Origin of the sequence: Novosphingobium sp. (assembly GCF_027486195.1) — a bacterium.
Classification (GTDB): Bacteria; Pseudomonadota; Alphaproteobacteria; order Sphingomonadales; family Sphingomonadaceae; genus Novosphingobium.
This window is the reverse complement of sequence record NZ_JAIXPP010000057.1, coordinates 25,734-45,824: the sequence shown is the minus strand read 5'-3', so window position 1 is coordinate 45,824 and position 20,091 is coordinate 25,734. Positions and strand designations below refer to the sequence as shown.

Annotated in this window: 15 protein-coding genes, 1 tRNA gene and 1 pseudogene; 11 read left to right on the top strand and 6 right to left on the bottom strand. The window is 64.1% G+C overall.

Annotation, left to right across the window (positions count from 1 at the left end; all coding sequences use genetic code 11):
* Positions 1–75 precede the first annotated feature (75 nt).
* Positions 76–657, top strand: a complete 582-nt coding sequence (locus Q0071_RS10770) for a RecX family transcriptional regulator (protein WP_298168718.1) — start codon at positions 76–78, stop codon at positions 655–657.
* The gene (locus Q0071_RS10765; RefSeq protein ID WP_298168715.1) at positions 650–1,180 is read left to right on the top strand and encodes a DUF192 domain-containing protein; all 531 of its coding nucleotides are present in this window, start codon (positions 650–652) and stop codon (positions 1,178–1,180) included. Before Q0071_RS10770 ends, Q0071_RS10765 begins: the two co-directional genes overlap by 8 nt.
* 269 nt (positions 1,181–1,449) lie before the next feature.
* Here the strand turns inward: Q0071_RS10765 and Q0071_RS10760 are convergent, their stop codons facing one another.
* Positions 1,450–2,499, bottom strand: coding sequence for a medium chain dehydrogenase/reductase family protein (locus tag Q0071_RS10760; RefSeq protein ID WP_298168711.1), 1,050 nt, complete (start codon positions 2,497–2,499; stop codon positions 1,450–1,452).
* A gap of 101 nt (positions 2,500–2,600) precedes the next feature.
* On the opposite strand from Q0071_RS10760, the gene Q0071_RS10755 reads away from it, so the two are divergent.
* Both Q0071_RS10755 and Q0071_RS10750 read left to right on the top strand, forming a co-directional pair.
* Positions 2,601–3,014 carry an NADH:ubiquinone oxidoreductase subunit NDUFA12 gene (locus Q0071_RS10755; protein WP_298168706.1) on the top strand — a complete coding sequence of 138 codons (414 nt, stop codon included), beginning with the start codon at positions 2,601–2,603 and terminating at the stop codon, positions 3,012–3,014.
* Positions 3,014–3,439: pseudogene (locus Q0071_RS10750) on the top strand (DUF2155 domain-containing protein); the annotation flags it as partial. The gene Q0071_RS10755 and the pseudogene Q0071_RS10750, both read left to right, overlap by 1 nt.
* 35 nt (positions 3,440–3,474) lie before the next feature.
* Here Q0071_RS10750 and aat read toward each other — a convergent pair.
* Positions 3,475–4,269: a leucyl/phenylalanyl-tRNA--protein transferase gene (aat, locus tag Q0071_RS10745; RefSeq protein WP_298168704.1), complete on the bottom strand. Its 795-nt coding sequence runs from the start codon at positions 4,267–4,269 to the stop codon at positions 3,475–3,477.
* Between the two features lie 64 nt (positions 4,270–4,333).
* Here aat and Q0071_RS10740 point away from each other — a divergent pair.
* From Q0071_RS10740 to nusG, 4 genes are all read left to right on the top strand, one after another.
* A tRNA-Trp gene (locus tag Q0071_RS10740) sits at positions 4,334–4,409 on the top strand.
* Positions 4,410–4,534: 125 nt separating this feature from the next.
* Positions 4,535–5,581 carry an NAD(P)-dependent alcohol dehydrogenase gene (locus Q0071_RS10735; RefSeq protein ID WP_298168701.1) on the top strand — a complete coding sequence of 349 codons (1,047 nt, stop codon included), beginning with the start codon at positions 4,535–4,537 and terminating at the stop codon, positions 5,579–5,581.
* A 239-nt stretch (positions 5,582–5,820) separates the two neighbouring features.
* Complete coding sequence (gene secE, locus Q0071_RS10730; RefSeq protein WP_298168698.1) at positions 5,821–6,015, top strand: preprotein translocase subunit SecE; 195 nt, start codon at positions 5,821–5,823, stop codon at positions 6,013–6,015.
* A 38-nt stretch (positions 6,016–6,053) separates the two neighbouring features.
* Positions 6,054–6,590 carry a transcription termination/antitermination protein NusG gene (nusG, locus tag Q0071_RS10725; RefSeq protein WP_298168695.1) on the top strand — a complete coding sequence of 179 codons (537 nt, stop codon included), beginning with the start codon at positions 6,054–6,056 and terminating at the stop codon, positions 6,588–6,590.
* A 41-nt stretch (positions 6,591–6,631) separates the two neighbouring features.
* On the opposite strand, the gene Q0071_RS10720 is transcribed toward nusG, so the two are convergent.
* Together Q0071_RS10720 and Q0071_RS10715 are read right to left on the bottom strand one after the other, a co-directional pair.
* On the bottom strand, positions 6,632–6,877 hold the full coding sequence (locus Q0071_RS10720) for a type II toxin-antitoxin system prevent-host-death family antitoxin (RefSeq protein ID WP_298168692.1): 246 nt from the start codon (positions 6,875–6,877) through the stop codon (positions 6,632–6,634).
* A 68-nt stretch (positions 6,878–6,945) separates the two neighbouring features.
* Entirely contained in the window at positions 6,946–9,741 is a 2,796-nt protein-coding gene (locus Q0071_RS10715) for a DUF3857 domain-containing protein (protein ID WP_298168689.1), read from the bottom strand.
* Positions 9,742–10,410: 669 nt separating this feature from the next.
* On the opposite strand from Q0071_RS10715, the gene Q0071_RS10710 reads away from it, so the two are divergent.
* The 3 genes from Q0071_RS10710 (at position 10,411) to rplA (ending at position 18,483) form a co-directional block, all read left to right on the top strand.
* Positions 10,411–17,157, top strand: a complete 6,747-nt coding sequence (locus Q0071_RS10710) for a calcium-binding protein (RefSeq protein ID WP_298168686.1) — start codon at positions 10,411–10,413, stop codon at positions 17,155–17,157.
* Positions 17,158–17,348: 191 nt separating this feature from the next.
* Complete coding sequence (gene rplK / locus Q0071_RS10705; protein WP_298168684.1) at positions 17,349–17,780, top strand: 50S ribosomal protein L11; 432 nt, start codon at positions 17,349–17,351, stop codon at positions 17,778–17,780.
* Between the two features lie 4 nt (positions 17,781–17,784).
* Positions 17,785–18,483, top strand: a complete 699-nt coding sequence (rplA, locus tag Q0071_RS10700; RefSeq protein WP_298168682.1) for a 50S ribosomal protein L1 — start codon at positions 17,785–17,787, stop codon at positions 18,481–18,483.
* Positions 18,484–18,582: 99 nt separating this feature from the next.
* Here the strand turns inward: rplA and Q0071_RS10695 are convergent, their stop codons facing one another.
* Together Q0071_RS10695 and Q0071_RS10690 are read right to left on the bottom strand one after the other, a co-directional pair.
* Positions 18,583–19,536 carry an NAD(P)-dependent oxidoreductase gene (locus Q0071_RS10695; protein WP_298168679.1) on the bottom strand — a complete coding sequence of 318 codons (954 nt, stop codon included), beginning with the start codon at positions 19,534–19,536 and terminating at the stop codon, positions 18,583–18,585.
* Positions 19,536–20,087 carry a hypothetical protein gene (locus tag Q0071_RS10690; protein WP_298168676.1) on the bottom strand — a complete coding sequence of 184 codons (552 nt, stop codon included), beginning with the start codon at positions 20,085–20,087 and terminating at the stop codon, positions 19,536–19,538. The genes Q0071_RS10695 and Q0071_RS10690 overlap by 1 nt, the downstream gene beginning before the upstream one ends.
* Positions 20,088–20,091: the final 4 nt, after the last annotated feature.

Sequence of the window (20,091 nt, the reverse complement as noted above, 5' to 3'; positions counted from 1 at the left end):
CCAACCGGGCAGTTCTGTCCCCGCAGACGATTGCGGGACGTTCCCATTTACGCGGGACTGTGGCACGAATGTGGCATGGCGTTTACTAGTTCCGTGCACGCGTCGGGCCGAGCCGGGGGGAGACGGCAGAAAACCCCGCCTCCGCCGCTCGATCAGGCTGCCCTCGATGCGCTCGCGCTGACCTATGTGGCGCGCTTCGCGACGAGTTCGGGGCGGCTTGCGGACTATCTGCGCCGCAAACTGCGCGAGCGCGGCTGGGCCGAAGAGAGCCCGCCCGACATTGCAGCGCTCGTGACGCGGATGGCGGAGCGCCGTTTTGTCGACGATGCCGCTTTCTCGGCCGCGAAGGGCGAGAGCCTGCGCCGGCGCGGCTATGGCGCGCGGCGGATCGACGATACGCTGAACCATGACGGCATTGCCGAGCCCTTGCGCGCCGCCGCGCGCGGCAACGAGACCGAGCGCCGCCATGCCGTGCTCGCCTTTGCCCGGCGCAAGCGGTTCTGGCCTTATTCAGGTGAACCCTGCCTTGATCCTGCCATGCGCCGCAAGCACCTCGCGGCCTATCTTCGCGCCGGGCACGGGCTTGACCATGTGCGCCGGGTGATGGATGCGCGGGACCTCAGTGACCTCGAAGAATGGGCCGATGAACATGAATAAGGCAATCTGGCCGAAGACGCTCTGGAACAGGGCCGCCAGTCTTGCGCTGCTGATTGCGGCGGTCGGCTGCTCGCCGCTCGGCGCGGGATCGACGAGTGCGCAAGGGACGGCCACCACTGCGCCTGCCGCACAGCTTTCCGTCCACCCTGTCTCCGGCCTCACCGTGGTGCCGCTGACCGTGACGACTGCCAGCGGCGCGCACGTGTTCAAGGTTGAAGTGGCCGCCACGCCGGGCGAGCAGGAACGCGGCCTGATGTTCCGCACCGTGATGGGCGCGGACGAGGGGATGATCTTCCCGATGAATCCGCCCCGGCCCAGCGCGTTCTGGATGAAGAACACGGTGATCCCGCTCGACATCATCTTCATCGGCGCGGACCACAAGGTGCTCAACATCGCGGCCAACGCAGTGCCCTACGATCTCTCGCCGCTTCCTTCGGTTGGCGCTGCGGCGGGCGTGTTGGAGCTTAACGGCGGGCGAGCCGCGCAGATCGGGCTGAAGGCGGGCGATACCGTCAACTGGTAGGTCCTTGGGTCCAAACTCAATCAGGGCGCGTTCGAGGTTTGAGGCAGAATGGCTCAGTGCAAGGAGGGAAGGCGCAGGGATATGTCGATATCTCAAGCCTTTCCGACGCAGCAATGGGCCGTTTTGGTCAAACCCCTCCGGGGCGCCCAAATGGCTTCCATCTCGGCCAAAGCGGCCCTTGCATAGGCAGCCAGCCTTCGCGGCGGGCCGCTTCGGCCGATATGTTCGCCATTTGGGCGCCTCGAACGCGCCCTGATTGAGTTTGGACCCTAACCCCAGGGCAGCAGCACGACCTTTCCGCCCAGCCCGCCCTTTTCGATCCGCCGGTGCACATCGGCGGCGGCGGATAGCGGCAACCGGTCGGCCACGACCGGACGGATGCGGCCTTCCTTCAGGCAGCCCAGCAGCTTGGTCAGATCCTCGGCGAATTGCCCGGGATGCGCCTTGCGCCGGTCGGTGATCGAATACCACACCGCGCGCCGGCCGCCGAGCAGTGGGCTGAGCAGCGACCACAGCTTGAGCCGGGCAAGGCCGAGCCCGGCGGCAATCAGGCTTTCCCCGCCTGTCGCCATGGTCTGCGAGCCATAGCCGACCAGCACGCCGCCCTTCGCCAGCGTGCTGAACGAGCGCTTGAAATGTGTGCCGCCAATCGCATCGAACACCGCATCGACCCCCCGCCCGCCTGTCGCGCTCTTCACGGTCTCGACGAAATCCCCCGCGCGGTAGTCGATCGCCTGTGCGCCGTAGCTTTCAACCACGCTCAGGTTAGCGGCGGAGCACGTGCCGATTGCGCGCAGCCGCATCGCCCGTGCCAGATCCAGCAGCGCCGTGCCCACCGACCCCGACGCACCGACGACGAGGATGGTCGCGCCCGACTGGATCGCTGCGGCGCGCGCCAGCATCTGATACGCGGTCATGTAGGCCAGCGGGAGGCAGACCGCTTCCGCCGGATCGATACCCTCCGGCACCAGCACCGGAGAAGCCGCCGGCCGCACGGCATATTGCGTGTAACCGCCCACCACGGTGAGATCGGCCACCATCTCGCCCAGCGCCGGGCGGGTGACGCCTTCGCCCAGCGCATCGACTGTGCCGACCAGATCATAGCCCGGCGTGAAGGGCAGCGGTCCCTTGAAATCCGGATAGCGGCCCATGCGGATGAACGCGTCGGTAAACCCGGTTCCCGCCGCGAGCACCTTGATGCGCACTTCGCCCGGGCCGGGCACAGGCAGCGCGTCCTCGCGCACGCGTTCAAGGACGTCAGGCCCGCCGAACCGGGCAATTTCGATATGCTCCCACGCCACGCGACCATCCTGTTGCAAGGGGCTTTGCCTTGCAGACTATGAACACAGGGCAGCAATGCAATCCCTTATGCGATGATGCGCTTGCATGGCCCCCCTGTCAGACGCTAAGCGCGCTTCCCATGAGCATCCTCGGCAAGATCTTCACCTGGTGGGACGGCGCCACCTTCGGCACCATGCTCGACAGCGCGCGCAATGGCGTGAAAGTCGGCACCGACGTGCAGGGCAACACCTACTACCGCGCGCGCAAGCCCTATCCCAAGGGCCACCCCTTCGCCGGGACCGAACGCCGCTGGGTGATCTACAACGGCGCGAACGACGCGAGCCGGGTGCCCGCCGAATGGCACGGCTGGCTGCATGGCAATTTTGACGGCACGCCCGAAAGCAACCTCCCGCCGCCGCGCATCTGGGAAGTCCCGTTCACCCCCAACGCCACCGGCACCTCTGCCGCCTACCGCCCGCAGGGTGCGCTCGAGCGCGGCGGCAAGCGCGCGCGCGCCACGGGCGACTACGAAGCCTGGTCGCCCGAGGGCTGATGCGCCGCTTCGCACCGCTGCAGCTGACGCCTGCTCTGCTGGCGGTGGTTCTATCCGGATTGGCGGCATGCAGCGGCAACAAGAACGCCGAGGCCCCGCCACCGAGCGAGGCGACACAAGGGGCAGGCCCCGCAGCCGATGCGTCAGGCGTCGTCGAAAGCGAATTCGGCACCCCGGTCAAGGACCGCGTGGCAACGCTCGGCTTCCTCAACAAGCGCAACAACATCACCCAGATCATCACGCTGAAGACCGGCGAATCGCGACGCATCGGCAATGCGATCATCAAGCTTGCCACTTGCGAGCGCACAGCGCCGTGGGAGGATCCGCCCGAAACCGGGGCTTTCGTCCAGCTCTTCGTCGAGGAGCGGGCCACCACGAAGGACAAGCTCGCCTGGCACAAGGTCTTCTCGGGCTGGCTGTTCCGCAACGCGCCCGCGCTCAACGTGGTCGAGCACCCGGTCTATGACGTATGGGTCAAGGACTGCGCGATGAAGTTCCCCGGCGAGGAGGACAGCCCTGCCGCCGCAGCATCGACCAGCAGCGCGGCAAAGCCCGCCGGCAAGCCGCCCGCCGCCGCCGCTCCGGCAGCACCCCCCGCGCCGACTGACGCACCGGCAGACGATTCGCCAACAACCTGAACGCCCGCGCCGGTCCCCAGCGCCGCCTGCAGCAAATCGAGGTAGCGCGCCTGCGTGATCTCCACCGCACCCAGTGAAGCAAGGTGCGGGGTGGTGAACTGGCAATCGAGCAACTGCGCCCCCGCCCGTCGCAGCGCCGCGACAAGCCACGCCAGCGCCACCTTCGAAGCATCGCTGGTGCGGCTGAACATGCTTTCGCCGCAGAACACCCGGCCAAACCCGACGCCGTAAAGCCCGCCGACGAGCACTTCAGTGCCGCCCGGCCCTTCTTGCCAGGTTTCGATCGAATGAGCATGCCCGTGGCGGTGCAGCTCGCGGTAGCTTGTCGCGATGCGCAGGCTGATCCAGCTGTCCTCGGCATCGACACGCGGCGCAGCGCAGGCATCGATCACCGCGTCGAAGGCCTCGTTGCAGGTCACGCGGAAGCGGCCACGGCGCAAGGTGCGCGCAAGACTGTGCGACACGTGAAACCCGTCCAGCGGCAGGATCGCGCGCATCCGCGGCTCGACCCAATAGACTTCAGGGTCATCGCGGCTGTCCGACATTGGAAAAATGCCGGCGCGATAGGCCTGAAGCAAAAGTTCGGGCGGAATGATCGAGGTGTCGTGACGGGACATCTTTGGTGGAATCTTCTTTGGTTGCGCTGGCCGCGTCAACCCACTAAGGGCGCTTCTCCGGCACAGGAGTGTAGCTCAGTTGGTAGAGCATCGGTCTCCAAAACCGAGGGCCGTGGGTTCGAGTCCCTCCACTCCTGCCAAGTCCTGCGGATAGATTCCGCAGTAAGGGCTCGGCGCCGGTTCCCACTTTCGTGAGTTTGTCCCTTGTGCCGCCGCCTGCCATGGTGCGGCGACAAACCACCACTCCTGCCGAAAGCACCCAGCCATGACCGTCAAAGCCTATGCCGCAGCGGCCGCCGACCAGCCGCTTGGGCCCTTCGCGATCGAACGCCGGGAAGCCGGCCCGAACGATGTGGTGATCGAGATCGCCTATTGCGGGGTGTGCCATTCCGATCTGCACACCGTGCGCGGCGAATGGGGCGGCACGATGTTTCCCTGCGTGCCAGGCCACGAGATCGTTGGCACGGTCAGCGCCACCGGCAGTGCAGTGACGCGATTCGCGCCCGGCGATACCGTCGGCGTGGGCTGCATCGTCGATAGCTGCCGCACTTGCGCGGCCTGCGGCGAGGGGCTGGAGCAGTTCTGCGCGAGCGGGATGACCGGCACCTACAATTCACCCACCCCCGATGCGCCCGGCCACACGCTCGGCGGATACTCGCAAGCGATCGTGGTCGATCAGGCCTATGTGCTGGCGATCCGCCACCCGAAGGAACAGCTCGCCGCCGTTGCGCCGCTGCTCTGCGCCGGAATCACCACTTGGTCGCCGCTGCGCCACTGGAATGCCGGGCCGGGCAAGCGCGTCGGCGTGGTCGGTATCGGCGGCCTTGGCCATATGGGTATCAAGCTTGCCCGCGCGCTCGGCGCCGAGGTGACCGGCTTCACCACCAATCCCGCCAAGCGGCAGGCGATTCTCGATCTCGGCGCGCACCATGTCGTGGCCTCGACCGACAAGGCGGAAATGAAGGCCGCGCGCGAAAGCCTCGATCTCATCATCAACACCGTCTCGCACAGCCACGATCTCGATCCCTACCTCCTGACGCTGACGCGCGACGGGACGATGGTGATGGTGGGCGGGCCGGAAAAGCCGCACCCGATGCCCACGCTGTTCCACCTGCTGACCCGCCGCCGCAGCATCGCAGGCTCGCTGATCGGCGGCATCGCTGAAACGCAGGAAATGCTCGATTTCTGCGCCGAACATGGCGTGGTCTCCGACATCGAGCTGATTCGCATGGAAGAAATCGAGGCGGCCTATGCGCGCATGCTGAAGAGCGATGTGCGGTATCGCTTCGTGATCGATACGAAGACGATCTGACCGGCTGCGCTGGCAGGCCGCTCCTCTGCCGGAGCCGGAGGTTTGCCAGCGCGCCGCCGCTCCCCCGGCCTCTTGCCAAGTGCCGCCCCAGCGCCTAAATGCGGGCTTCTTCCGACATCGGAAACTTCGCCTGCCCCTCCCGGACCTGTCCGGGGCGGCGATGAGGCCTAGCCGGAAGCCGTGGAAGCCCGTGCGATGGACGTGCGGCCCCAAGTTGAAGTGATTGGCAGGAACACGTGATGGCAAAGCTCAGCCCCGGCGAATTCATCAACCAGGTCCGCGCCGAAGCGCGCAAGGTGATCTGGCCGACCCGCGCCGAGACGACCACGACTGCGATCTTCGTCGGCATCATGATGCTCATCCTTGCGGTGTTCTTCCTCGGCATCGATTCGATCTTCAGCCTGATCGTGCGCTCGCTGCTGACGCTCGCCTGATCAGCTTTACTCTCAGTAGATTCACGCAAGGACTGCACATGGCCCGCTGGTACATCATCCACGCCTATTCCGGTTTCGAGAGCAAGGTGAAGGATGCGATCCTCTCCGAAGCCGAGCGCATCGGGCTCTCGCAGCTGGTCGAAGCGGTCGAAGTGCCCACCGAAACTGTCACCGAGGTGAAGCGCGGCAAGAAGGTCCAGGTCGAGCGCAAGTTCATGCCCGGCTACGTCCTCGCCAAGCTGGCGATGAACGACGACATCTACCACCTTGTGAAGAACACGCCCAAGGTCACCGGGTTCCTCGGCAACAACAACAAGCCGCAGCCGATTTCCGACAAGGAAGCCGCCCGATACTTCGGCGCGCGCGAAGCCGCCGCTGCCGAGCCGCGCAAGCAGGTGCTGGTCGATTACGAGATCGGCGATTCGGTCAAGGTCAACGCCGGCCCGTTCGCCTCGTTCAACGGCACCGTCGAAGAACTCGATTTCGAGAAGCAGCGCGTCAAGGTCGCCGTCTCGATCTTCGGCCGCGCGACGCCGGTGGAACTGAGCTTCGAGGAAGTCGAACTGGTCAAGTAAGGGGTGGGGGCAGCGTATGCTGCCCCGGCTACCAGATCAGTCTATTGGTATCTTTCACCGGGCTGCCAATCGCTCAGTTCGTCCTCGGGCAGCGGCTCGTCAAACCGGACATCCATCGCGATTCGGCCCTTGAGCGTGCCGAACTGCCGACGCCCGCGCGATGCTATTGGCACCAGCCGCACCACCGGCACATTGCGCCGTGTGATTACCACCTCTCGGCCCGCGAGCACGTCGGCGATCAGGCGGGATAGCTGCGCCTTGGCATCGTGAACCGAGAACTGGGCCATGGCTTCTTCCTAGCTCACCATGCAGCTAAAACAGCCCTTCCGGGCAAGGACCGTGCTTTCCGGACCCCTCACGGCTTGATCCCGTAGTGCGCGTAAAAGTGCCCCACATCCGGGAACATCGTCTTCGCTGCCTTTGACAGCGCCGCCGCCTTCGTCTTGTCGCCCATGCGGTCCGCCACGATTCCGGCCATGAAGAGCGAGGCGGTCTGTTCGGGTTCCGCCGCCAGCGCGGCTTCGTAATCGGCCATGGCTTCTTTCAGGCGGCCCGCGCGGAAGTGCACCAGTGCGCGGCTGTCCATGTACATCGCCGGGTCGGAATCGAGCTCGATCGCCTTGTTGCAATCCGCCAGCGCGGTATCGAGCGCGGTGTTCCTGAGGCCTAGATACCAGCAGCGCGCATTGCGCAGCTTGGCTGACGAGCCGCGCTTCTCCAGTGCTTCGTCGAGCATGGCGAGCGCCTCGTCATGCCGGTCGGCCTGTTCGAGCCGGTCGACCTTTTCGAGGAAGTTCGAGAGGCCGTCGTCGGTGGCGATGTCGAGGTCGGTGGGCAGCAGGTTGAGCGCTTCGTCCGCTTTACCTGCCTCGATCAGATCATAGGCAAGGCTGCTGCGGGCATCGGCATTGCCCTGCTCGAGATCATAGGCGGCCTGCGTATCAGCGAGCGAACCGGCACGATTGCCGATCTTGCTGCGGAGGCCCGAACGCTTGAGATAGCGGTCTGCCGAGGCATCGAGCGCGATGGCGCGGGTATAGTCGGCTTCGGCTGCGGCCCAGTTGAACAGCGTCCGTTCGAACCAGGCACGGTCGGTCAGGCGCGTCGCATCGTCGGGCTTGTCGGCAATGCGCGCATCGAGGATCGCACGCACTTTGGCGAGCGCGGGGCTGCCCTTGCGCCGCGCTACATCATCCCACCACTTTGGGTAGGCGGGATCGAGCGAGAGGCGCGCAGTGCGCTCCATCGCATCGGAAATCGCCTTGGCGGTGGTGCTCGCCTTGTCGGGTGCGATTTCGGCTCCGCTTTCGCGCGAGACGATTTCCTCAGAAAGCGTGCCTCCGGCGAGTGCAAGGCGGCGCTGCCAGATGGCGGCAGGCAGGTCGAGGCTGCCGGGATCGCCGCCGCTCAGCGTCACGCCCTTGCCCGCATCGGGCAGGTTCCACGATGTGCGCAGCCGCGCATGCCATGGCTCGCTGATCAGCGCCGGGATCGCGCGCCATGCCGCCCGGTCGCGCGGGGCGTCGTAGGTGACCTTGAGGCTCGGCGGCACCGCGAGCGCATAGTGCCCGTCGCGGTATTTCCAGTCCGGATAGGCAATGCCGTCGAAGTCCAGCGTCCACACGGCCGCCTCGGCATCCCAGGTCGAGCGCGGTTTGCCGACGAACGTGTCGCCGATCCAGTTGGTGGCCGCCTTTTCGGCAAAGCCCGTCAGCTTCTCGTCGTAATTCGGGCCCGGATCGACCTTGTAGGCCGCGGCGTACGTGCCGTTGTAGCGCAGTGTCAGGTGATAGGGCGTGGCAAGGTGCGGCCCGGCGGCCATGTCGTAGGCAAGGTCTGCTTCGATATCGGGCCGGGTATGCGCGCGCAGCGGCAGCGCAAACAGCGCGGGCTTGCTGCCTTCGATCGTGCCACCCATCGGCAGCACCGTGCCATAGCGGGGTACATCGCGGATATCGGCGAGGCGCGAACCCAGCATCGTGCCGTCGAGCCAGAAGTCCTCCTCACCCACCTTGGCGTGGACGAAGACATGGTCGAACGCGAGCGCGGCGGGCACCATGTCTGGCACCGCATCACCGCGCTTGCTGTTCGCCATCACCGGCTCGGCCTTGATCCCCAGCCGATCGAGCACTGCGAGGAGCAGCAGGGTCTTGGCCTTGCAATCGCCATAGCGCTTCGCCCAGGTATCGGCGGGGGCCTGCGGCACATAGTTGCCGTTGCCCATCGCGATCAGTTCATAGCGCACCTCGTCCTGCACCAGCCGCAGCGCATCGGCCATGCGGGTGACCGGATCGGCGGATCGCTTTGCAATCGCATCGACCCGCGCGGCAAGGTCAGAGCCTGCCGGGATCGTGTCCTTCACCGCATAAAGCGGCGCCATGACTTTGGCGACCGCGGCCCAGTCAGGGAAGCTGGTGAACTGCAGCAAGGGCAACGGCGTGAACCGGCTCGGTGCATTCTTGGGGACATCGGGCAGCTTTGCCACCGGCAGCGGCACCACGATTTCGGTCCAGGTCGCGTCGACGGGCTTCGGCGTGGGCGTGACCCCCGGCGCCAGCGACTTCACCGTCAGCGGACTGGCCGTCCGCCACACCAGCCGCGCCCGGCCGAAGCCGACCTTGAGCGGCGCGGGCAGCAGCACGAGGCCATCCTGCACGTGGCCTGCCAGCGCGGTGTCGCGCTCGGAAATGCTGAACACCATGCGCAGCACGTCACCCACGCGAAGGCCTTCGATATGCTTGACCGCCGTGAGCTGGCCATCGACCATCAGCCGCTCCAGCCCCGCCTCGCGCCGGATCACGGTGATGCCTTCGCCCTTGCCAAGTGCATCGATCACAGCATCGCCGCGGATGATCTCCAGCTTGTGCAGCGTGAGGTCGCCGTGGTCAGGCTGCCAAGGCAAGGTCAGCGTGCCCATTTGCAGCAGTGCTTCCGGGCTCGAGGCCTGGCGCATGGTGTCGATATAGACGGTGGTGGTGGCACCATCGACCTGCACCTGCTCATCGAAGCGCACCGCGCTGTCCGCCTTTAGCACGGGCGGGGCCTGCGTCACCCAGGCGGGCACCGGGGCGATCAGGACCTTGTCAGCCGCGCGTGCAGACGTGGAGGCAAGCGCCGAAACAACGACTGCGGCAATTAGGTTTCTGTGCAAGTGAGGCCCCGACGAACGACTGAAGAGTCAAGGGATAACCATGTGGCGACAAAGCGCAACGGTTCGTCCGACCATATCGGCAGGGCCGGGAAATCGCGCCTCGCCGTGTGGCACGCCAATCGTCCTTCGTGCCGATCAGACCGCAAACGCATAAACCACGCCTTCGTGGCAACCGGACGGCAAAATTCAGGCGTTTACTGTCTGATACCCATGCCAGCCGCGGCTGGTTCCCTTCCGGAAACCCGGCGCGGCCGCTTTGGCCGCGATTTCTGCGCGATCGGATGGATAACCTGATTGGTTAACAAATGGGCCGAAAGCGGTGTGATCAAGTTTGGCTACGGGTACTCGCTCCGGTGACTTATACAGAATTGTTCGAAGCCGCTGGTGGCAAAGTTATGCATTCACAGCGCTGACCACAATATCGATGCCAAGGCTGGCAGAGGAAATGTGCGCTGAAGATAATGAAAGCTGAGCAGATTGATCAGACCAACATATCAGCCGCCTTCCGCCTCACTTACATAAATGTCAACCCAGAATGGAGTGATTCCCGAAATTGTACCGGGGGTGCATAATCATGGTTGACCGTAAGTCTACGTATATGCATCCTAACGCGTAGGGGATTCGGCCAAGAAGGCCCAATTACATTTTCAAAAAAAGGTGATCTGGGGCATGGCAATTTTCATTGGTCAGGCGGCAACCAATAATGTGTTCTCCGGAACCGCGGTAGCCGATACTTTTCAATTCGCAGCAGCGGATCTCAATTCGCTCGATACGTTGACAGGCGGCGGCGGGGCCGACGTCCTGCAATTGACTACTGCGGGCGCTCTGGCAATTGACGCACTGGCCGGTGTTACTGGAATTCCTTCGATCCTGTTCGCTGCGGGCGGCAACAGCATCACCTTGCTCAACAGCAATCTGACCGGGGTGGCCGGGTCAAAGATCATCGTTACCGGCGGCGCTGGCGACGACACGGTCGACGCTTCGGGACTGACCGGCGTCAATGCGGTCGATATCCGCTCGGGAGCCGGGCTGGACACGCTGAAGGGCGGCGCGGGCGGAGACTCGTTCCGCTTCGCCGCAGCAGACCTCGCGGGTGACACCATCATCGGCGGTCTTGGCACCGACTTCCTGGTCCTGACCACCGCCGGCGCGCTCGGCGCAACCGCGCTCGCCAACATGAGCGGTGTTGAAGTCGTCCAGCTTACCGCCGGCAGTAACTCCCTGAAGCTGATCGATGCCAACTATGTCAGCGTGACTGCCACCAAGATCACGGTATTTGGCACGAGTGGCAACGACACGTTCGATGCTTCCAGTCTTACCGGTGCAAACGTAGTCGATTTCCGTGCCGGTGCAGGGCTTGATTCGCTCCGGGGCGGTGCCGGGAGTGATTTCTTCTACTTTACTGCCGCCGAACTTTCCGGCGATATGGTCATCGGTGGTGCTGGCACCGATTATCTCGTTGTTACTACTGCCGGTGTGCTGAGCGCTAGCGCACTCGCGAACATTAGCGGTGTAGAGGTCATCAACCTCGCAGCGGGCGCCAACAGCCTGACCCTGGCCAATGCCAACGCGACCGGTCTTGCCGCTGGGAGGATCACCGTAAACGGCAATAGCAGTAATGATACGCTTGACGCGTCCGGCCTTACCGGAGCGACCGGAGTCAATTTTACAGCAGGCGCTGGTAGTGATGTGTTAAAGGGCAGCGGGGCCAATGATCTCTTTAACTTTGTTGCTGCGGACCTTGCTGGTGATACCATCGCCGGCGGTCTTGGCAACGACATCCTGATCCTGTCCACCGCCGGTGTGCTTGCTGCGAACGCACTCGCGAACATGAATGGCGTCGAATCGATCAATCTTGCTGCGGGCACGAACGGCCTTTCATTGTTGGATGCGAACTTCGTCGGGGTGGCAAGCGGGCGTCTTATCGTTAACGGTAACACCGGTAGCGACACGCTAGATGCGTCGAGCCTCTCCAGCGCCAATTCGGCAGATCTTCGATCCGGCGCGGGTGCGGATATCGTGAAAGGGGGCGCAGGGGGCGATCTGCTTCAATTCGCGGCCGCGAACCTCGACGCGCTTGACACAGTGACTGGCAATGGGGGCGCGGACGCATTGCTGCTTACCACGGCAGGCGTGCTTAGCGCCAATGCGCTGGCAGGTTTGACTGCAGTCGAAAGCATTCTTTTGGCCAACGGCACTAATGCAATTACGCTTGTCAACAGCAATTTTTCAGGTGTTGCCAGCGCGAAGATTAGCATAAAGGCAGGTACCGGCAACGACACGATCGACGGCTCGGCCCTCACCGGCGCGAATGCCGTCGATATCAGGGCCGGCCTCGGCGTCGATGTGCTTAAGGGCGGCGCAGGATCGGATGCGTTCCGCTTTTCCGCGAACGAACTGGCAGGTGATACGATCAGTGGCGGCCTTGGCACCGATTTCCTGGCGTTGAGCACGGCCGGCGCGCTGGGCGCTACCGCGCTCGCGAACATGACCGGGGTCGAGATCATCCAGCTGGTGGCAGGCACCAACGGCCTGACCATGGTCGATGGCAACTTCACCGGGGTGGCATCGGGCACCAGGATCACCGTTTTCGGCAACAGCGGCAACGATACGATCGATGCTTCCGGCCTGACCGGCACGAACGCGGTGGATATCCGCTCGGGCGCAGGGGTCGACGTGCTGAAGGGCGGCGCAGGGGCCGATCTGTTCACGTTTGCTTCGGCGGATCTTGCCGGCGATACGATCATTGGCGGCCTTGGCGGCGACTTCCTTGTCCTCACCACTGCTGGCGTGCTCGCGTCAAACGCCCTGGCAAACCTCAGCGGCGTTGAAACGATCAATCTTGCGGCAGGTACCAACGGCCTGACGCTGGTCAACGGCAACTTTACCGGGGTCACGGGCGCGAAGATCATCGTCACCGGCGGTAACGGTGATGACACCATCGACGCTTCGGCCGTCACCGGCGCAAACGCGGTCGACTTGCGCTCGGGTGCGGGCCTCGATGTGCTCAAGGGCGGCACCGGCGCGGATTCATTCCGCTTTGCCGCAGCCGATCTGGCGGGCGACACCGTGCAGGGCGGCACCGGGACCGATACGCTGCTGCTGACCTCGGCAGGGACGATCGCCGCATCCGCGCTGACGAATGTCTCCGGGATCGAAACGGTCCAGCTGGCAGGCGGGACCAACACCTTCAACCTCACCGATGCAATGGTTTCCTCCGCCACGGCAACGACAGTGGCGGTCATCGGCGGAAGCGGCAACGACCTCATCAACGGCGGCGATGTCGTCACCGCGACCAACCGGCTCGATCTGACGGCCGGCACCGGCAACGATACCCTGTTCGGCGGCTCGGGCGCAGATACCTTCCGGTTTGCCGCCTCCGCGCTCGACGCAGGCGATACGGTGAACGGTGGGACAGGCGCGGTGATCGATACGCTGGCGATCACGGGTGCCGGCACGATCGATCTTGCGGGCATCAACATTCAGCAGATCGAGGCGGTGACGACCGACAACGCCGACCATACGATCCTGCTCGACGACGACATCATCAGCACCGCGCAGGGCACGAGCATTTCGATCACTGCGGGCACGGGCGTCGATACGCTCAATATCACGCGCGTGGCGAACGCGGACAGTGCGGTGCAGGTCAATCTTGGCGATGGCAACGATACGTTGTTCCTGAGCGCCTATGATTCCGGCTTCGGCGTCTACGCCGGTCCGGCTGCAGGCAAGCTCAGCGGCACGCTCGGCGCGGGCAACGATACGCTCAAGGTGCTCAGCGGTTTCTTCAATGCGCCGTCATCGCTTTCGGGCGGCACGGGTACCGATACCATCGAGATCGATAACTACTACGGTAGTTCGGTCGTGATGAGCGCGGCGGTCACCGGGTTCGAGGTCGTCAACTTTGTCGATACGATCACGGGTGGCGGCTACACGATCTACTTCGTGGCCAACGATACGGCGGGCCTGACGATCAACGGCCAGACTGCGACAAACCGCTACTATCTCAATCTTGGCGCTGGCGGGCAGACCGCGAGTGGCAACGCGCAGGATGACAGCCTCTTTGGCGGCAGCGGCAACGATACGATCAACGGCAACGGCGGCAACGATTTCATCGAAGCCTTTGGTGGTTCCAACACCTCTAACGGCGGCGCGGGCAACGATAGCATCGTGTGGCATGCGGGCGATGCCGTAGTGGCAGGCGGAGCCGACACCGACACGCTCGTTTCGGTTTCCGGCGGCAGCTTCGATCTCAGCCAGGTGGATCAGAGCCTTGGCGACACCGCCAACACGACCGGCTTCGAAAACGTCAACCTGTTGCAGGCCTACGATCCCAACACCGGCTACAGCAGTTCCGGCTTCACCGGGGGCATCGTAAAGGGCAGCAGCGGCGCCAACGTGATCAACGGGTCGTATTCCAACGACGTGCTCGATGGCAATGGCGGTGCCGACAGTGTCTTCGGCAACGATGGCGCGGATACGATCACATATCGCGGCACCGAGGTCGAGGTGAATGCCTACTACGAGGGCTTTACCTACAATGCGGTGCAGAACGATACGCTGGTTCTGGCGGCTGCCGCTACGGTCAATCTGGGCAATGCCGACCAGACATCGGGCGACACCGTCGCTGTCTCGGGATTCCAGAACGTCGATGCCTCGGCGCTGGTAGCCGGAGTGAGCCTGACGGGTGACTCTTACGACAACCGCCTGATCGGCGGTTCCGGCGCGGATACGATCGCGGGCGGCGATGGCAGTGACTGGATCGACGGCGGTGCCGGTGCCGATGTGGTAACAGGCGGTAACCAGAACGACACCATCACCTATCGCGGCACGGCCAGCACCATTGGCGGCGGTGCTGATACCGATACCCTGCGGGTTGTTGGCGCGGCGACGATCAACCTCAACAACGGTGATCAGTCGAGCGGTGATACCGCTGTGGTCAGCGGGTTCGAGAACGTCGATGGTTCTGCATCGGCGGTGTCGTTCACGGCGATCGGGCGCAACGATCTGCGCAGCGTGCTGATCGGCGGCAGCGGGGCGGACACGTTGACCGCGGGAGCTTTCGGCGCGGATATCACCGGCAATGGCGGGGCTGACACGCTGGTCGGTGGGGCTGGGTCCGACTACTTCTACCTGAATGCCGGTGATTTTGCCGCTGGCGAATCGATCAACGGGGCGGGCAGCGGCGATTACGACCAGTTGTTTGTCCGCGCGACGATGAACCTTTCAGGCGGCACGATCTCGAACGTCGAAACGCTTCTTGCCATTGCGGCCGACGCCAACGGCAATCTGCTCAATCAGGGGGTGACAGTGACGCTCACCGGCGCGCAGGCGGCCGGGTTCCAGTACATCTACGCGAACGGCTTCTATAACGGTACGACCGAAACATTCATCGTCAACGTGGCATCGGGTACGACCGTCGATCTTTCAGGGATTACCTTTTACCAATTCGACGCAACCGATACCTTCGCCATCAACGGCGCAGCCGGGAACGAGACGATTACCGGGCCGACCTTCGTCAGTGTCATCCACGGCAACGGCGGCAACGACACGATCAAGACAGCGCCGTCCTCCGGCTACTGGGCGGATGGCACGCAAGTGTTCGGCGATTCCGGCAACGATCGCATCGATTATGGCTACCCGTTCATCACCGTCACGCTTGATGGCGGGGCGGATAGTGACACGCTGGTTTACAGCTACGCCGCCGGCAACGCCGATCTGATCGACCTCACTTCGGCGACGGACCAGACCATCGGCGATTCCGTCACGGCCAAGAACTTCGAGAACCTTGACTGGAGCACCAGCTTCTATGGCCTTACCGCCACCGGCAGCAGTGCGGCGAACACGATCCTCGGCAGCTCGGTGGGCGATATCATCGATGGCGGTGCGGGGCTCGATGCCATCGACGGCCGGGCCGGCGATGACCTGATCACGTATCGCAGCACCGCCAGCAGCATCAAGGGCGGGGCGGATACCGATACGCTGAAGGTGTTCAGCGCGGTCACGATGTTCCTCAACAATGCCGACCAGACCAGCGGCGATACGGTCTCGGTCAGCGGGTTCGAGCATGTCGATGCATCCGGTGCGACTGCTGCAGTGACTGTGAGCGGCCGTGCCGATGTTCGCAGCAACATCTATGGCGGCAGTGCTGCCGATACGCTCACCGCTGGGGCTGCCGGTGCGGAGATCATCGGCAACGGCGGAGCCGACACGATGCTCGGTGGCATCGGGCAGGACAATTTCTACATCAATTCCGGCGATTTCGTCGCGGGCGAGATGATCAACGGGCAAGGCGATTATGACCAGCTCTTCGTCCGCGGGACGACGGACTTCAGCGTCGGTACGGTGCAGAACATCGAAACCCTCAATGCCAATGCGCAGGATGCGCAGGGCAACTATCTCGAACAGGGCATGACTATCACCCTCACCGGTGCGCAGGCGGCCGGGATTGGCACCTTCTATGCCAACGGGGGCTACTACGGCACAACTGCCGAGGCATTCATCTTTAACGTGGCGTCAGGCACGACGGTCAATCTGTCGACAGCCAGCTGGAACTACATGGATCTTCTCGATACCGTTGCCGTTAACGGAGCTGGCGGCAACGAGACGATCATCGGTGTCAACTATGCGAGCGTTATTCACGGCAATGGCGGCAATGACACGCTGAAATCAGCCAACGAGAGCTATTGGTCCGATGCTACGCAGGCCTTTGGCGATGCCGGCAACGACCGGATCGACTATGGCTACCGCTTTTACAGCACGACACTCGACGGCGGGGCTGACAGCGACACGCTGGTCTATACCTACAGCGAAGGCGTCGTTGACCAGATTGATCTGTCCCAAGTGGCAGACCAGAGCATCGGGGACACGGCGACGGTCAAGAACTTCGAGAACCTTGACTGGAGCGCTAGTTTCTATGGCCTCAATGCGACCGGCAGCAGCGGCAACAACCTGATCATCGGCAGCCAGGGGGCAGATACGCTGACTGGTGGTGCGGGTTCGGACGTGTTCGGATGGCAAACGCGCGACGGTTACACTGACACCATCACCGACTTCCTCGCTTCCGCTGACGATCTGCGCTTCGCCGCGAGCGCGTTCGACTTCAACGGCGCCTTGTTTGATCAGCGCCTCGCCACCGGATCCACTGCCACCGATATCACCGGCAAGGACCTGATCATCTACACCGGCGGCGTGTTCGACGGCGTCGGTGATGTCCAGAACTATCTGATCGCGGCGGCAGGCGGCAGTGTCGGCGAGGGGGTGTTCATTGTCGGCACGAACAGCGCGAACCACACCGTACTCTACCACGCACTCGATGCGAGCTACACGAACAGCTCTGACGTTATCGAAGTCGCCGACCTCGGCATCTTAACCGCGCCGACGTCGATCCAGTTGGCAGACTTCCTGTTTGTCTGATGCGGGTTGGGGCTGCGAACCGCGCAGCCCCTTCCTCCCCCATTGCCAACGCGGCCCTTCCCCGCTAATGGCGCCCACTTCCGGCAGGGGCCTGCCCCCGGCCTGATTCCGTGCGGGAGGGTGCGCTTGCGCCCGTCTGACCGCTCACTCTGCGGGGCCAGCTGGCTCCAACAGGACGAAAGGAGGCCTCCGTGGCCAAGAAGATTGACGGGTATATCAAACTGCAGGTGAAGGCTGGCGAAGCCAAGCCCTCGCCGCCGATCGGGCCCGCGCTCGGTCAGCGCGGTGTCAACATCATGGGTTTCTGCAAGGAATTCAACGCAGCGACTCAAGAGGTCGAGAAGGGCACCCCGCTGCCCACCATCATCACGGTCTATTCGGACAAATCGTTCACTTTCGTGACGAAGACTCCGCCGGCCACCTTCCTCATCAAGAAGGTGCTGGGCCTCAAGTCCGGCTCGAAGGAGCCCGGCAAGATCTCTGCGGGTACGATCACTCGCGCCCAGCTCGGCGAAGTCGCCGAGACCAAGATGAAGGATCTCAACGCCAACGACATGGACGCTGCGATCAAGATCATCGAAGGCTCGGCTCGCGCCATGGGCCTTCAGGTTGTGGAGGGCTGATCCGATGAAGGTGACCAAGAACAAGAAGGCCCTCGCGGAAAAGCTGGGCGATAACCAGAAGCTCTACAAGGTTGATGAGGCGATCCAGCTCCTCAAGGACCTCAAGCGCACCAAGTTCGACGAGAGCATCGAAGTCGCGCTCAACCTCGGCGTCGATCCGCGCCACGCTGACCAGATGGTCCGCGGCATGGTCACGCTGCCCTCGGGCACCGGCAAGGACGTCAAGGTTGCCGTGTTCGCGCGCGGCGACAAGGCTGAAGCGGCGCTCGCCGCCGGTGCTGACCGCGTCGGCGCTGAAGACCTGCTCGAGGACATGCAGAACGGCAACCTCGACTACGGCCGCGTGATCGCGACGCCCGACATGATGGGCATCGTCGGCCGCCTCGGCAAGGTGCTGGGCCCCAAGGGCCTGATGCCGAACCCGAAGCTCGGCACTGTCACGCCCAACGTCGCTGATGCGGTCAAGGCGGCGAAGGCTGGCCAGATCGAATTCCGCGTCGAAAAGGCGGGCATCATCCACGGCGGCATTGGCAAGATGAGCTTCTCGAACGAGCAGCTGCGCGCCAACTTCGATGCGTTCGTCGATGCCATCGTGAAGGCCAAGCCCTCGGGCGCCAAGGGCAAGTACCTGCGCAAGGTCGGTCTGTCCTCGTCGATGGGCCCCGGCCTCAAGGTCGACGTCGCGGAAGTCCACGGCGGCTGATCCAGCCACATGGCTTGAATACGAAGGGCCGGGAGGGGAAACCTTCCCGGCCTTTTGCGTTTCCAAAGCCCTCTCCCCTTCAGGGGAGAGGGGGCTGCCTTAGCGCCCCTTCGCCAGCGGCGAGGTATAGGACGGATCATGGGCGAAGGGCAGCGGCGCGCCTTCGCGCAGCGCCGCCAGCACCGCTGCAAAATCGGTGCGCGCGCGCCAACCCAGCTCACGCTCGGCGAGGCCGGGATCATAGACCCGCCCAAGGCTCTGCGGCAGCTGCCACCCCCGCGCCGCAAACAGCGCCTCCGCATCGGGAAAACGCTCCCGGATCAGTGCCGCCGCATCCTGCTTCAAGGTCGCCGCATCCGCCTGCGCAAACGGCGGCGGTGCGCTCACCAGATAGAGCCCGAAGCCGACATCGGGTGCCTTCTCCAGCGCCATGACATGCGCGGCCGCCGCATCCTCCACCGTCAGGCGGCGGTGCAGCAGTTCGATCGACTTCAGGTTCTCGCCCGATGGCCGCTTGTGCGTGTCGTCATCCTCCGGGAAAAACCGCGAGGTGCGCAGAACCACGCAGGCCAGCCCATGTTCCGCGGCATGGAGCCGGCACAGCCCCTCCGCCGCCAGCTTGGTCACGCCGTAGATGTTGCGCGGCGCCAGCGGCCCGGTCTGCTCGTCCAGCCACACCGCCTCTGGCGCTTCCTCGCGCCGTATCGCCTCACTGATCATCAGCGAGGTGGTCGAGGTCATCACGAACCGGTCATGGCCCGCCGCGCGTGCCGCTTCGAGCAGGTTGAGCGTACCCGTCACATTCACATCGACAAAGGTCTGCACTGGATACCGCGCGATGTCCGGCTTGTGCAGCGCCGCTGCATGCACCACCGCGTCGATCCCCAGCCCGATCGCCCGGTCCACCACCGCGCGGCTGGCAATCGTGCCGACGACATGCGTTTCCGGCCCGGGCACAGCATCAAGGCCTGTCACCGTGTGCCCCGCAGCCCGGAGCGCCGGGGCGAGGAAGCGGCCCAGCCAGCCGGAGGAGCCGGTGAGAAGAACCCGCATCAGAAAGCCTCCTTCGCCAGATTTGCCCGCGTGTAGCACTCGATCACCAGGCTGATCGCGCGCCCGTTTGCCACCCGCAGCACGGCCTTGTGTGAAAGTACTGTCCCCGACGGGCATTCCTTGGCGCGCCCGTGCTGGCTGGTCAGCCGTTCGCGGCGGAACCCCAGCGGGCGCACCACCGTGCCGAAGGGCGTCCGCGTCGTTTCCAGCGCGGTGTTCATCGCCGGGGTGAGCTGCGCGGGGACATACCAGTTCTTCGCGTCCGAAAGCACCGCTCCGCCGCAGCGCAGCCGCACATGGCGAAAGGCGAGCGGCTCATCGGCGCCGACGCCCAGCGCCGCGCGGATCGCCGGGGTGGCTGGCTCGTTCGCCTCGCGGTCGGTCTCCGCCACGATTTGCGCAGGTGATGATATCCGCTGTGCCGCGCACCACTGTGCCAGCGCTGCGGTTGCGCTGTCATTGCTCCCAAGCGTGCGCTCGAAGCGGGTCAGCGTTGGAGTGCAGGCTGCAACGGCGAGAAGCGACACGATCGGGAGTACGGTCTTCTTCACACTC